The following is a 14,216-nucleotide window of genomic DNA, read 5'->3' on the forward strand; positions in this document are numbered from 1 at the left end:
TGATCCCATCCCGAACTCAGCAGTGAAACGATGCATCGCCGATGGTAGTGTGGGGTTTCCCCATGTGAGAGTAGGTCATCGTCAAGATTAAATTCCGAAACCCCTGTTTGCTAACGCAGACAGGGGTTTCGTTTATGTAGAAGTCCATGAATTTCATCGGCACGTTGCTAAAGCAACGCTCCGGTACACAGAATTTCTTGACGACCATAGAGCATTGGAACCACCTGATCCCATCCCGAACTCAGCAGTGAAACGATGCATCGCCGATGGTAGTGTGGGGTTTCCCCATGTGAGAGTAGGTCATCGTCAAGATCAAATTCCAGAACCCCTGTCTGCTCATGTAGACAGGGGTTTTGTCGTTTAGAGGGTTTATGAACTCTGTAAGCGAGCAGCAACTACACCTACCCAACTCCAAAATCATGTTCATGGCACTGACCTGCTTCAAGAGCACCACACAGGTAGTAGGAAAGAATTTTTTACTTCTAAATCTTGTACGACAACCTTTGGTCGGTTTCCTACGTAAAAGGGCGATTCATCCCACAATTCCCTAAGCTTTCCTCCAGCTTGGCCGAAAGCCTGATGAGCCATGCGTGCACCGAAATAGAGCGGCCCGAGACGCCGCCTATACCGTTACATGGAATGTTCCTCTCGGCACGCTCACCCCCATTTGGCAAAAAGAAGTCGATGAAATGAATCTCAAATTCAGTCATAAAATTCTGTTGGCTGCGTCAGGCGTTGTGGTTCTGGCCTTCGCGTTATTCACGCTTTACAACGATTACCTGCAGCGCAGCACCATCAAACAGAATCTGGAGTCGTCTATCCAGCAGTCCGGTGAGCTCACCGCGAGTAGTGTGCAGAACTGGCTTAGCGGTCGAATACTGGTGCTCGAAAGTCTGACGCAAAACGTTGCCCATCAGGGTAGTGCTGCTGATCTTCCAGGGTTGGTCGATCAACCGGCGTTCACCTCGAACTTCCAGTTCACCTACGTTGGCCAAACCAACGGTGTGTTCACCCAGCGCCCGGACGCAAAAATGCCTGACGGCTACGATCCTCGTCAGCGTCCTTGGTACAAGCAAGCCGTGGTTGCCGATAAACCCATGCTCACGCCGCCCTATATGGCCGCCGTGGGTGGGCAGATCGTGACTATCGCTATGCCGGTGAAAAAGAACGGTGAGTTGCTCGGCGTGGTCGGCGGAGACCTGAGCCTGCAAACCCTGGTGAAAATCATCAATTCGGTGGACTTCGGCGGCATCGGCCATGCGTTTCTGGTCAGCGGCGACGGCCAAGTCATCGTAAGTCCTGACGAAGACCAGGTGATGAAAAATCTCAAGGACATCTACCCAGGCACTAACGTCCGTATTGAGAAAGTTAATCAGGACGTAGTTCTCAAGGGCCAGGATCGCATCCTGTCGTTCACACCTATCAGTGGCTTGCCCGGTGCAGATTGGTATATCGGCCTGTCGATTGATAAAGACAAAGCCTACGCGCCGTTGGGCAAATTCCGTACGTCTGCATTGATCGCCATGCTGATCGCCGTAGTCGCGATTGCCGTGCTCTTGAGCCTGTTGATTCAAGTGTTACTGCGGCCCCTGACCACCATGGGCATTGCCATGCAGGACATTGCCCAAGGTGAGGGCGACCTGACCCGCCGCTTGACGGTCACCAGTAAAGACGAGTTCGGTGAAGTGGGCAGCGCGTTCAACCGGTTCGTGGAGCGTATCCACGCCTCGATTTCCGAAGTGTCTTCTGCAACACGTCAGGTGCATGATCTGTCTCAGCGTGTGATGGCGTCATCCAACGCCTCGATCATCGGCTCTGATGAGCAAAGCGCACGCACCAACAGCGTGGCCGCCGCAATCAACGAACTGGGGGCTGCCACTCAGGAAATCGCGCGTAACGCCGCCGATGCTTCACAGCACGCCAGCGGTGCCAGCGAGCAGGCCGATGATGGGCGTAAAGTGGTCGAGCAAACCATCCTGGCAATGTCGGAGCTGTCGCAGAAAATCAGCCTGTCCTGCACTCAGATCGAAACCCTGAACGCCAGCACCGACAATATCGGCCACATCCTTGATGTGATCAAAGGCATCTCCCAGCAAACCAACTTGTTGGCACTGAACGCTGCGATTGAAGCAGCACGCGCCGGGGAAGCCGGACGTGGGTTTGCCGTGGTCGCCGACGAGGTGCGTAACCTGGCTCACCGTACCCAGGAGTCGGCTGAGGAGATTCATAAAATGATCACTTCGCTGCAAGTGGGGTCGCGTGAAGCAGTGACCACCATGAATGCCAGCCAGACCTCCAGCGAGGAAAGTGTCCAGGTGGCCAACCAGGCCGGTGAGCGCCTGGTCAGCGTAACGCAGCGAATTGTCGAGATCGACGGCATGAACCAGTCCGTCGCTGCGGCCACCGAGGAGCAAACTGCGGTGGTGGAAACCCTCAACGTCGATATCAACCAGATCAACCTGCTGAACCAGCAGGGTGTGACCAACCTCAACGAAACCCTGAAAGACTGCGATGCGTTGTCGCAACAGGCCAATCGGTTGAAGCAGCTGGTCGACAGCTTCAAGATCTGAGCCACTGAGTGTACGAGTAGGAGCGAGCCGTTTCGCTCCTACTGCTTACCCAGCAAGCGGCGAACATTGTCCAGCGCGCTGTCTGCGAAGCCTTGTACAAACTGTTCAAATCCTTCCTGTGCCGTCTCCAGGGGGTCGGCAATGATGGTCCAGGTTACCTTGGAGCAGTGTGCTCCAAGCGCTTCCACTTTGATTGCGGCCCACAACCTGGCCACGCCCAGGGTGTTGTAGATCGTGGTCCAGGTCATGTGCATCGCTTGCTCATCCCGGCTATTGAGTTGTTCTACGACGCGGTTGCCATCGCGGAAAAATTTCGTGCGTAAAGCGCCCACTCCGGTGCCGATCATTTCGATATGCGTCAAGGAAGGGATGAACGCATCGAAGCCTGCAAACTGCCCCACCATGTTCCATAGACGATTGGCATGGCAGTCGATCACGACAGAGGACACTATCGGCTGGCCGTTCGGGTTATGAATTAACGTATCGGGTTGCAGCGGTTTCATGAAGTTGTCCTGAAGCGGTTCAAAGAAAGCCGATGGCCTTGAGGTAGTTGCAGCCTTTACTCAGCAGTGCCGGGTCTTTTTCGGGGTATTGCTCACCCATCTGCTGAACGCCGCGTTGCGCGTTGTGATGGAGGATCATCGAGGTGTCACCGATGTCTTCATCCAGTCGATCAAGGTAAAACCCGAGTACACCAAACATCGCATTGTCCTGGCTTACCGTTCGCAGTGCCTGCTGCCAATGCGCAGTACTGACCCGCTCGAACCGGTGGCCCGCCCGCTTGAATGCATCCAGGTAGTGCTCCCAGCTCAGTGGTTGTGGGTTATGCAGGTTGAATACGCTTCTATCGGCTTGAAAGCGATTGCAGTGGAACGCAATGAAGCGAGCCAGAAAGTCCACGGGCATCAGGTCGAAATTCAAGTCCAACCTCGGCAGCATGCCCAACTGCAGCGAGCCCTTGAGCATCAGCATCAGGCGATTTTTCTGTGGCTGGCAGACACCGTTACGGCTGTTGAAGCTGATATTTCCAGGGCGATGGATGTTCACCCAGGCCCCTTGCTCGATTGCACGCCCCAGGACTCGCTCGGCGACCCACTTGGACAGGTTATAGCCATTTCGGATGTACAGCGGCAGGGTGGCTGCCGCCGGAGCTTCGAGCACATGCCCCGTCGTGCCGATGCTGCTGGCGGCCGACAACGTCGAAACAAAGTTGAAGACTTTCTTGCAGCGGGTTTCGCACAGGCGCAGGCATTCGAATATAGGGTCGACGTTGTCCCTGGCCAGTGAGGCGTAGTCCATCACGTGGTTGACCCGTGCTGCGTTGTGCACCAGCGCGCCAAAGTCTGCGGCGAGTACGTCATACGCGTCACAGGCCAAACCCAATCGCGGCAGGCTGACATCGGCGGCGAAAACTCGCACCCGGCTCAAGTCCAGATGTTCCAGTTGGTAGTCACGCAACGCCTGGGTAAAACGAGCCATCGCAGGACTCCCCGGCAAGTCACGCACCAGGCACGCCACCTCGGTGGCACCGGCGTTCAACAACGCCTCGACAATATGGACGCCGACGAAACTGTTGGCCCCCGTCACGATCACCTTGTGCGGATTGCCTGCGCGGTCCCCTTGCAACGGATTGATTTCCCACTCCCGTTGAGCGTCGATGGCCGCTTGGGCAGAGGATGCGTCTGGCAGTTCACCCTCCTCCATCAGCGTTGCGAGCGTACGAATAGTCGGTACTTCAATGAAATGGCTCAACGCGAAACTACGGCCAAATTGCTCGCGAACGCGCAACAACAGCGTCGACAGCAAAATCGAATGGCCGCCCAGTGCAAAGAAGCTTTCATTGATGGGCAACTGGCTGGCGGGCAAGCCCAGCAGTTCACCCCAAAGGTCGCTCAATCGCGCTTGAAGCGGCGTGCGCGTGGCGCGGGGAGTGGCCTGTAAAAGGGGGAGGAAGGGGCGCGACAGCAGCCCCTTGCGGTCGACCTTGCCGTTGTCGCTGTGCGGCATGGCTGGCAGTTCCACCCAGAAACCAGGTTGCATGTAGTCCGGTAGCCACTGGCGTGCATGCTGCTGCAAGGCCACCAGGGTAGCGTTGGGTTCAGGCTGGGCGACAAAGGCGCAGATCCTGCTTTCATGGTCGATCACCACGGCCAGCTCGCGATACAGCCTGCTGCTGCGCAGGCATTGTTCAATCTCCCGGGGGTCGACCCGAAAACCGCGGATCTTTACCTGGTCGTCGCGACGCCCACCCAGCACAATCCCTTCGGCGGTCCACTGCGCCAAGTCACCGCTGCGGTAGGCCCGCAGCGTTTGGCCGCCCGGCACCAGCAGTTCGACGAACGGGCTGTCAGCCTGCGGCGACGCATTCACATATCCCAGGCTTACTCCGGGCCCGACGATGTATAGCTCGCCCATCACCTGCTCATCCACCGGTTGCAGATCGTCATCGAGGATCAGCACCTGGCTATTGGCGATGGGGTGGCCGACATTGCGATTATTGTCGTCGGGGGCGAACGTCCGGTGCGTAATCAATACTGTGGTTTCGGTGGGACCATAGAGGTTGTGCAACTGGCACTGTCCTGCCAGCCGCTCGATTACATGGGGTTCGCAGGCATCGCCACCGGTGAGCAGATGCGTCACGCCCAGGGGGGAATCCGGCGGCAGGATATTGAGCAGCGCAGGCGGCAGGAAGGCATGAGTGACACGCTGTCGGCGGAGCAATTCCAACAGTTGGCCAGGGTCGCGTCGCTGTTCCTCACTGGGCACGATCAACTCGGCGCCGGCAATCAGGGCGGGGAAGATTTCGATCAATGACGAGTCGAAACCCAAGGGCGAAAACTGCAGGACGCGGCTCCGTTCATCCTGCGTCATGCAGGACCCGAACCAGGTCGTGAAATGCGCCAGGTTAGCTTGGCTGAGCAGCACACCCTTGGGCTGGCCCGTACTGCCCGATGTATAGAGCACCATGCACGGCATATCCGAGCAGGGGCGATCGTGCATCAGCGAGGACGGGGAGTTGGCGTTGTGCGGCTCGACTGTGCTGACATCCAGTGAAATGAAACGCTCCCGTAATGGATGTTGGCCGGCATCCAGCAATACGCGGGCCCCGGCGTTTTCGAGCATGGCCCGATGGCGTTGTGTGGGTTGATCAGGCCCCAGTGGCAGGTACACCGCGCCACTGCCCAGTACGGCAAGAATGCTGGCATACAACGCCATGGATTTTTCCAGGCATACAGCGATCACCGGTGGCGCCTCAAGCGCCTCCAGCAGCGGGCGCAATCGCAGCTGAATCGCCATGGCCTGTAGGTGCAGTTGGCGGTAGGTCACGGTGTGCCCCGCAATGTTCAGCGCCGGCCGATCGGCGAACAGGTCAAGGCTGGCCTGCACCCGTTCGATCACCGGTACCTGGGCTTCCTGGATCAGGGCAGGGTTTGCCGTACGATTGAATCGATGCATAAATGCCAACGGCTCAAGCCCGTGCAGGCCGTGCTCGGGCCAGTCAGTGGCAATCGCGCTCGTAGACAGAGACTCGGGGTCACGTGAGAAGCCACTGACCAGCAGTGCGACCCAATCCACCAGCGCGGTTGTTGCCTGCTGACGCAATCGCTGGCCGTTGCCACTGGGCTCCTCGGCGATGTCCAGCACGGCGAACAAGCGTCGGTCATGGTCATAGGCGCGCACTTGCAGCGCAGGCAACCCACCGTCGCTCAACGTGCTAATCCCCAGGCGCAGACTTATACAGGTGGTTTCGCCCACGTCATCCGGCAACGGCAGGCTGCCGTCTTCAATCCACAGGTCGGTGGCCTCATCCCCTGAAACATGGCCGTACTGTTCCAGCATTGGCCTGATTTCGCCCAGTACCTTGCTTGTGCCGCACCAGCCGATGGTCAAGCACCTCATGGCGACACCGACAGGTAGTCGTTCAGCACTTGTCCCACACTCGGCGTTTGCAGCAAGCCGCTGTGTTGCAGGAAGCCCATGATATTGGCCATCAACGGGTGCTGGCGGGTGATGGGGAACGTCAGCGCTGATATTTCATCGCGCAGCACACCGCGCAGGCGCTCGCTGATGTCCAGGTGTTCGATCAGGCGCAGGTCGAAGTTTTTCTGCAGGTCGTTGGTCAGGTAATGCGCTAGGAATGTCGGCAGTACGTGAGCGATGCTGTCACGGTCCTCCGGGCTCGCGGCTTGCCAGTAGATGCGCACCAGCCGCGTCCAGAACTGCGCGTGGCGACCTTCGTCAAACAGGTGGTCGTCCATCAAGCCTCTTATGGAGGCCTTGACACTGCGGTCCTTGGAAAACGCTGCGACATCGTGGGTCACGGTGTTTTCGGCGATGGCTACGCCAATCAGCTCCACAGCATCGCTCAGGTGTTCCGGAGCCTGCGCCTGCGCCGCCGGCAGCGCGCGACTCAGTTCGATATGCCCGGGCAGGTCAATCGGTTGTATGCCCGTCATTGCGACAGTCTGTTGCATGAAATCCAGGGCCACCAAGGCGTGGTAGTCCTCGTCTACCACAACCGTCATCGCATCAACGCGACAGGCAAGCGGGAAGGGCACCGAGAAGCGATTCTTGGCAATGCTGCGCGCGGCCTTGTCGACGATTTCGGTTTCGAAAATCACCACATCGTGGATGAACTTATAGAAGCTTTGCACCAGCACGAAGTCGCGCCATTGCGAGCAATGTTCCATGAAGGTCGAGTTGAGTACCAAGGGCTGACGGCACAGTGGGTAGATCAGCTTGTCGTCGTCTTCCAACAGGCGGCGAGGGCGGGTTCGGATGGTGGCGCGGCGTTCCCAGTCGTCGGCGATGGTGGTGTATCCGGCGGTATTCATGGGTGCACCTCGTGCAGCGCGGCGCGCACCTCGTCCCAGAACGTGATACGGCTTTCTACGGCGGCAAGGGCTGCGTCGTGGGCCTGCTGCGGATAAGTCGGGTCGGCACCCACCAGGCGTTCGAGCAACTGCTCTGCTGCTCGCCCATGATGCTCAGTGTCCACCTCAATGTGGCGCTCGAAGTAACCACACAAGGCGGATGCCTGGCGATGGATGAGCGTGTCGGGCTGCAGGAGGTGTTCGAACATACTTGGGATGACGCGCTCACGCCCATGAAGGAATGCGGCTGCTACGCAATGGGTAGGGGCTTCCAGCGCCATGCGCAGCGTGTCACTGACGAAGCGCGCTGCGCCAGCAGGAACCTCGGCCATGCGCAGGGCAGTGCTTGCTTCCACGCCTTGGTGCTGCAGTGCAATGAAACGGTGTATCGCCGAGGTGCTGGCGCCGACTTCGACCATGGCTTCCAGGTACCACTCGAAGTGGCTGCAATGGCCTTGCCTGGGGTGAGAGTCTGATTCTTCGCCCAGCACTATCTCATTGATCAGGCGTGCGGCTTGAGGATCGGCCGGTGGCAGCCAGGGCAGCCGTGTGCAGGTCAGGTCCTGCTGCAGGCGTTTGGTGAGCGTCATGAAGTCCCAGACAGCGAATACATGGTTCTCCATGAACAGTCGTAACTTTTCCAGCGAAGTTATTTCCAGAAATAACGGATGGCTGCACAACAGCCGTTTTCTTTGTTCCAGTAAAGGTGGGTACATGGTTGATGCCTATAAATTATTGCGTCGCCGCTAAAACAACGTTGGGCTTTTGTATGCCGCAAGAAGATAAAAAAGATGTAAACCAGGCTTTGCGCGCACGCGCGCTCACGCAAGTGGGACTGCACGGTCGAATTAAGTGACTGATTTAGTAATGAAAGATGATAAGCGGGTTAAACAAGTTGGCCAGTATATGAATGCATTAGATGTTTTTCTAAATAATATAAGCTGTCGGCAACTTACTTTATAAGAGTGGGAAGTTTCTTCTGCGCGGGGCGCTACTTGGCCAGGTAGGGAACCCCGCAGTGCTCGACGGGCAAGCCGAGCGACCTTACGCCTTGTTAGAGCGTCTTCTTTGCGGCGGCGTCGAGATTATCGAGATAGGTTGTGATCACTTCCATCCCGCGCATCAAGTGATTACGCAGCGTCAGGATGCTTTCCTCGACCTTCTTTTGTGCCACCAGGTTCAGCAGTTCACGGTGGTCTTCCTGGGAAGTCTCGCCCAGCCCCATCGCCTCGAGGTTGAAACGCAGGAAGCGCTCCTCCTCATTCAGCCCGTGCTCCACCAGCTTAAGCAGCCGCTGGTTGGGGGCCTTGCCATACAGGGTCATGTGGAACAGGCGATTGAGACGGCCAATCTCGGTGTAGTCTTTTTCCTGTTCCAGGGCACAGATGAGCGTGTCTGCCTCGGTGATATCGGCTTCGGTCAGCAAGGGAATCGACAAACGCAGGGCTTCAGACTCCAGCAACATTCGCAGCTCATAGGTCTCAGCCGAATTGTCTTCGATCAACGGTGCAACCACGGCGCCCTTGTGGGTGACCACATGCAGCAGTGACTGGGCCTCCAACTGGCGCAAGGCTTCACGCACCGGCATGCGGCTGACCCCGAACAGGCTGGCCAGCTCCTGCTGACGCATGGCGGTACCGCAGGGCAAGCGGCCATCAAGGATGGCATTGCGCAAGGTTTCTTCAATCACGGAGCGAGCAAGATGGGCGGGAATAGGGCCGGTGATCTTGATGCTGTTCAACGGGTTCGGCTTCTGCGTCACGGTTACGCTATCCTCCTTATTAAAATAGTGGTGGCTAATTGGATCCAATGCACACTAGAGGCTGTCCATAGGCTTGTCAAACGAGTACGGTTTCGGCTTGTAAGCGTTTCAACGCGCGACTCTGGTGGCCCACGCACGGGTTTTGCCAGGTCTGACACGCCGCTGACTTATTGCGACATTACCGCATATATATATTCTCTAACGGTATTTAAATTACCGTTCTTATGCCTATAAAGTCACTCTCCTGTCTGACCGGGAGTGAACTCATGTCCGCCACCTCTACTGTTCCAACAGCGACCCTTACCGCCCAAACGTTCGAGATTCGACCACTGCCCGGCAGCGTCGGTGCCGAGATTGTTGGCCTGGATTTGTCCCGGCCAGTCAACGACCAGGATTTCGCCCGTATTCATCGCGCGCATCTGGATCACCACGTCGTGGTGTTCCGCGACCAACGCATCACCCCCGAACAACAGATCGCTTTCAGCCGCCGCTTTGGCGTCCTGCAGATCCACGTGCTCAAGCAGTTCCTGCTGGCCAACCACCCGGAGATCCTGATCGTCTCCAACATCATCGAAAACGGCCAATCCATCGGCCTGGGTGACGCAGGCAAATTCTGGCACTCGGACCTGTCCTATAAAGAGTTGCCGAGCCTGGGCTCGATGCTTCACGCCCAGGAGCTGCCGTCCGAAGGCGGCGATACCCTGTTTGCCGACATGCACAAAGCCTGGGACCAACTGCCCGAGCACCTGCGCAAAGCTGTTGAAGGCCGCAGTGCTGCACACTCCTATACCGCGCGCTACAGCGAAACCAAATTCGAAGGCAACTGGCGCCCGACGTTGACGCCCGAGCAGCTTGCCCAAGTCGCGGAAGTGGTTCACCCCATCGTGCGCACCCACCCGGAAAACGGCCGCAAGGCACTGTTCGTCAGTGAAGGCTTCACCACCCGCATCGTCGGCCTGCCGGAAGACGAAAGCCGCGACCTGCTGGCCCAGCTCTACGCCTACAGTGTGCTGCCGCACAACATCTACCGCCACCAATGGCAGCCCCACGACCTGGTGTTCTGGGATAACCGCTCGCTGATCCACCTGGCCGCCGGTTGCCCGAGCCATCTGCGCCGCAAACTGTTTCGCACCACCATCCAGGGCGACGCGCCTTTCTGATTCGGAGCATGAGCATGTCCAGGAAAACCCCATTTGCACGGCTGGCCACGACCGTCGGCCTCGGTATCAGCCTGTTGGCCGGCAGCCTGGTGGCGCCGACGGCTGCGCAGGCCGAAGGCGAGATCCGCATCGCCGAACAGTTCGGTATCGTCTACTTGCTGCTTAACGTAGTGCGCGACCAGAACCTGATCGAAAAATACGGCAAGCAGGAAGGTCTCGACATCAAGGTCGATTGGACCCAGCTGTCCGGCGGCGCAGCGGTCAACGACGCACTGCTCTCCGGCTCGATCGATATCGCCGGTGCCGGCGTCGGCCCGCTGCTGACCATCTGGGACCGCACCCATGGCAAGCAGAACGTCAAGGCCGTGGCCTCCCTGGGCAACTTCCCCTACTACCTGGTAAGTAACAATCCCAAGGTCAAGACCATTGCCGACTTCACCGACAAAGACCGTATCGCCGTGCCGGCGGTGGGCGTGTCGGTACAGTCGCGCTTCCTGCAATACGCCGCCGCCAAGCAATGGGGCGACAAGGAATTCAATCGCCTCGACAAGTACACCGTCGCCGTCCCGCACCCGGATGCCACCGCTGCCCTGATCGCCGGCGGCACCGAACTGACCGGGCACTTCTCCAACCCGCCGTTCCAGGACCAGGCCCTGGCCAACCCGAACGTGCATGTGGTGCTGAACACCTACGACCTGCTGGGGCCGAACTCGCCAACGGTACTGTTCGCCACCGAAAAATTCCGCAACGACAACCCGAAGACCTACAAGGCATTTGTCGACGCGTTGACCGAAGCCGCGCAATTCGCCCAGAACGATAAAGGCGCGGCGGCCGACACTTACATTCGCGTCACCAAAGCCAAGATCGACCGCGCCGAATTGCTGAAAATCATCGACAACCCGCAGTTCGAATTCAGCGTCACGCCAAAAAACACCTACCCGCTGGCGGAATTCCTCTACCGCGTCGGCGCCATCAAAAACAAGCCTGAATCGTGGAAGGACTACTTCTTCCAGGATGCCAAGCCCCTGCAAGGAAGTTGAGATGAACGCGCCCTTGCAAGGCCACACGGCCAGCAACCTGCACACCGCCGCACCATTGCTGGCGGTGGATAACGTCAGCCTGGAATACCGCACCCCCGAGCGCGTGGTGCGCGCCACGCACCAAGTCAGCTTCGAGATCGACCCGGCGGATCGCTACGTGTTGCTCGGCCCATCGGGTTGCGGCAAATCCACGCTGCTCAAGTCCATTGCCGGGTTCATCAAGCCCTGCGAAGGCGAGATCCGCCTGCTGGGGCAAAAGGTCGAACAGCCGGGCCCGGACCGCATCGTGGTGTTCCAGGAATTCGACCAGCTGCCGCCGTGGAAAACCGTCAAGCAGAACGTGATGTTTCCGCTGCTGGCGTCGAAGACCTTACCGCGTCGCGAAGCCGAAGAACGGGCGCTGCACTACCTCGACAAGGTCGGCCTCAGCGCCTTTGCCGACGCTTACCCGCACACCCTTTCCGGCGGCATGAAAGCCCGCGTCGCCATCGCCCGCGCCCTGGCCATGCAGCCGAAGATCCTGCTGATGGACGAACCCTTCGCCGCCCTCGACGCCCTGACCCGGCGCAAGATGCAGGAAGAATTGCTGCTGCTCTGGGAAGAAGTGCGCTTCACCCTGCTGTTCGTCACCCACTCCATCGAAGAGGCGCTGGTGGTGGGTAATCGCATCCTGCTGCTGTCGCCGCATCCGGGGCGTGTGCGCGCGGAAATCCACAGCCATCAATACGACCTGCACAGCCTCGGTGGCGTGGAGTTCCAGGCGTCGGCGCGGCGGATTCATCGGCTGTTGTTCGATGAAGCGCCCGAGGCCGAACGTGAGTTGGGTTTCGCCGACATCCGCATCGCTTACTAAGGGGACAACCCAATGCGCCAGGAATACGAAATCAACCTTGAGCCGCTGCTCAGCGTCCCCGTGGAACGCGAACTGCCCCTGCGCCAACGCCTGTGGCAGCAAGGCTGGCTGCGCAAGGGCCTGATCCTGATCGTGCTCGCGATCCTTTGGGAAGCCGTCGCGCGCTACCAGAACAACGACCTGCTGCTGCCGAGCTTCCTGCAGACCTTTCACGCGCTCTATGACGGCCTGCTCAGTGGCGAACTGCTGGGCAAGGTGAGCATCTCGCTGGTGGTACTGATCAAGGGCTACCTGATCGGCATCGTGCTGGCGTTTGCCCTGACCACCCTGGCGGTGTCGACGCAACTGGGCCGTGACCTGCTGAGCACCCTGACCTCGATGTTCAACCCACTGCCGGCCATCGCCTTATTGCCGCTGGCGCTGCTGTGGTTCGGCCTGGGCCAGAACAGCCTGATTTTCGTGCTGGTGCATTCGGTGTTGTGGGCGCTGGCGCTCAACACATATTCCGGGTTTCTCGGTGTGTCCGAAACCCTGCGCATGGCCGGTCGCAACTATGGCCTCAAGGGCATGCGTTTCGTGCTGTTCATCCTGATCCCGGCGGCACTGCCGTCGATCCTCGCCGGGCTGAAAATCGGCTGGGCCTTCGCCTGGCGCACCCTGATCGCCGCCGAGCTGGTATTCGGTGCGACCAGCGGCAAGGGCGGCCTGGGCTGGTACATCTTCCAGAACCGCAACGAGCTGTACACCGACAAGGTATTCGCCGGCCTGGCGGTGGTGATCCTGATCGGCCTGTTGGTAGAAAACCTGGTGTTCGACACCTTCGAGCGGCTCACCGTGAAACGGTGGGGCATGCAGCGCTGATGCACCCAGCCTGCTACGATTGCGGCCAGCTCACTCCCGACTGACCACGAGTGCTTGGCATGCAACTACCCGACATGAACCTGTTGGTCGCCCTCGACGCCCTGCTCGATGAGGGCAGCGTGGTGGGCGCCGCGCGGCGGATGAACCTCAGCCCGGCGGCCATGAGCCGTACCCTCACACGTATTCGCGAAGCGGTAGGCGACCCGATCCTGGTGCGCGCCGGTCGCGGCCTGGTGCCGACGCCCAAGGCCCTGCAGCTGCAAGGCCAGGTGCGCAACGTGGTGGAGCAGGCGGCGTTGCTGTTTCGCTCGGCGGATCAGGTTGATTTGAGCACCTTGCGCCGTCGCTTCAGTGTGCGCGCCAATGACTTTTTCATCGGCGTGTATGGCGGTCGGCTGTTCGACACAATGGAGCGCATGGCGCCACTGTGCGAGCTGTGTTTCGTGCCTGAAGGCGACACCGATGATGAAGCCCTGCGCGAAGGGCGGCTGGACCTGCGCGTGAGCAACACCATGCCGGTCACCCCGGAAGTGAAGGTGCAGAACCTGTTTTCCACCACCTTCGTGGGCCTTGCGCGGGAGGACCACCCGTTGTTTGACGACGAGATCACCGCCGCGCGCTTCGCCAGCTATTCCCATATCAGTATCTCGCGGCGTGGCATCGCCCGTGGGCCGATCGATACCGCGTTGAATGCCCAGGGCCTGGAGCGGCGGGTGGCGATGATTGCGCCGGGTTTTCACGGTGCGATGTTCATGTTGCCCGATTCCGACCTGATTCTGCCGGTGCCCAAGGAAGCCCTGTTGAGCGCCAACCGCTTGAAGCTGCCACTGCGCGCGTTTGCGTTGCCGATCTCGCTGCCGACGTTGGTATTGGCTCAATCCTGGCACCCGCGCTTCGACAAAGATCCGGCTCATAAGTGGCTGCGCGAAACCATGCGCGAAAGTTGCCACGCCACCTGGCTGGAAGCCCAACCCACCTGATCTACAAGCCATGCACGGTCAAAATGTGGGAGAGAGCAAGTCCCCTCCCACATGGGATTTTTGACGGATTCAGGATTGTGTTTCGTGCAGTTATAAGCTGCCAATAAGTAACTTTT

The 14,216-nt window shown here is 58.9% G+C and carries 11 protein-coding genes and 2 rRNA genes; 8 read left to right on the plus strand and 5 right to left on the minus strand.

Features of this window, described 5'->3' with window-relative positions; all coding sequences use genetic code 11:
* The 3 genes from rrf (BM416_RS26675) to BM416_RS26685 form a co-directional block, all read left to right on the plus strand.
* Positions 1-87, plus strand: a 5S ribosomal RNA gene (gene rrf, locus BM416_RS26675); the annotation flags it as partial.
* A gap of 109 nt (positions 88-196) precedes the next feature.
* Positions 197-312 (plus strand): 5S ribosomal RNA (gene rrf, locus BM416_RS26680).
* Between the two features lie 377 nt (positions 313-689).
* Entirely contained in the window at positions 690-2,570 is a 1,881-nt protein-coding gene (locus tag BM416_RS26685) for a methyl-accepting chemotaxis protein (RefSeq protein WP_092490001.1), read from the plus strand.
* Between the two features lie 38 nt (positions 2,571-2,608).
* On the opposite strand, the gene BM416_RS26690 is transcribed toward BM416_RS26685, so the two are convergent.
* From BM416_RS26690 to BM416_RS26710, 5 genes are all read right to left on the minus strand, one after another.
* Positions 2,609-3,073, minus strand: a complete 465-nt coding sequence (locus BM416_RS26690) for an SRPBCC family protein (protein ID WP_065940988.1) — start codon at positions 3,071-3,073, stop codon at positions 2,609-2,611.
* A gap of 19 nt (positions 3,074-3,092) precedes the next feature.
* Complete coding sequence (locus BM416_RS26695) at positions 3,093-6,470, minus strand: amino acid adenylation domain-containing protein (RefSeq protein ID WP_092490002.1); 3,378 nt, start codon at positions 6,468-6,470, stop codon at positions 3,093-3,095.
* On the minus strand, positions 6,467-7,405 hold the full coding sequence (locus tag BM416_RS26700) for a diiron oxygenase (protein ID WP_092490003.1): 939 nt from the start codon (positions 7,403-7,405) through the stop codon (positions 6,467-6,469). The genes BM416_RS26695 and BM416_RS26700 overlap by 4 nt, the downstream gene beginning before the upstream one ends.
* The gene (locus BM416_RS26705) at positions 7,402-8,160 is read right to left on the minus strand and encodes a DUF3050 domain-containing protein (protein WP_092490004.1); all 759 of its coding nucleotides are present in this window, start codon (positions 8,158-8,160) and stop codon (positions 7,402-7,404) included. The genes BM416_RS26700 and BM416_RS26705 overlap by 4 nt, the downstream gene beginning before the upstream one ends.
* A gap of 338 nt (positions 8,161-8,498) precedes the next feature.
* A complete protein-coding gene (locus tag BM416_RS26710; protein ID WP_092490005.1) occupies positions 8,499-9,206 on the minus strand; it encodes a GntR family transcriptional regulator in 708 nt (235 codons plus the stop codon).
* A gap of 266 nt (positions 9,207-9,472) precedes the next feature.
* On the opposite strand from BM416_RS26710, the gene BM416_RS26715 reads away from it, so the two are divergent.
* Genes BM416_RS26715 through BM416_RS26735 form a run of 5 tightly spaced genes read left to right on the plus strand, consistent with a single transcriptional unit; the run spans position 9,473 to position 14,100 of the window.
* Positions 9,473-10,366 (plus strand): TauD/TfdA dioxygenase family protein, encoded by an 894-nt coding sequence (locus BM416_RS26715; protein WP_092490006.1) that lies wholly within the window; start codon positions 9,473-9,475, stop codon positions 10,364-10,366.
* 14 nt (positions 10,367-10,380) lie between these two features.
* Positions 10,381-11,406 carry an ABC transporter substrate-binding protein gene (locus BM416_RS26720; RefSeq protein WP_092490007.1) on the plus strand — a complete coding sequence of 342 codons (1,026 nt, stop codon included), beginning with the start codon at positions 10,381-10,383 and terminating at the stop codon, positions 11,404-11,406.
* Between the two features lies 1 nt (position 11,407).
* A complete protein-coding gene (locus BM416_RS26725; protein ID WP_092490008.1) occupies positions 11,408-12,259 on the plus strand; it encodes an ABC transporter ATP-binding protein in 852 nt (283 codons plus the stop codon).
* A gap of 12 nt (positions 12,260-12,271) precedes the next feature.
* Entirely contained in the window at positions 12,272-13,120 is an 849-nt protein-coding gene (locus tag BM416_RS26730) for an ABC transporter permease (protein WP_065940996.1), read from the plus strand.
* Positions 13,121-13,179: 59 nt separating this feature from the next.
* Positions 13,180-14,100 (plus strand): LysR family transcriptional regulator, encoded by a 921-nt coding sequence (locus tag BM416_RS26735; protein WP_027608061.1) that lies wholly within the window; start codon positions 13,180-13,182, stop codon positions 14,098-14,100.
* Positions 14,101-14,216: the final 116 nt, after the last annotated feature.

It is taken from the genome of Pseudomonas sp. NFACC42-2, from assembly GCF_900116055.1.
Taxonomy (GTDB): domain Bacteria; phylum Pseudomonadota; class Gammaproteobacteria; order Pseudomonadales; family Pseudomonadaceae; genus Aquipseudomonas; species Aquipseudomonas marginalis.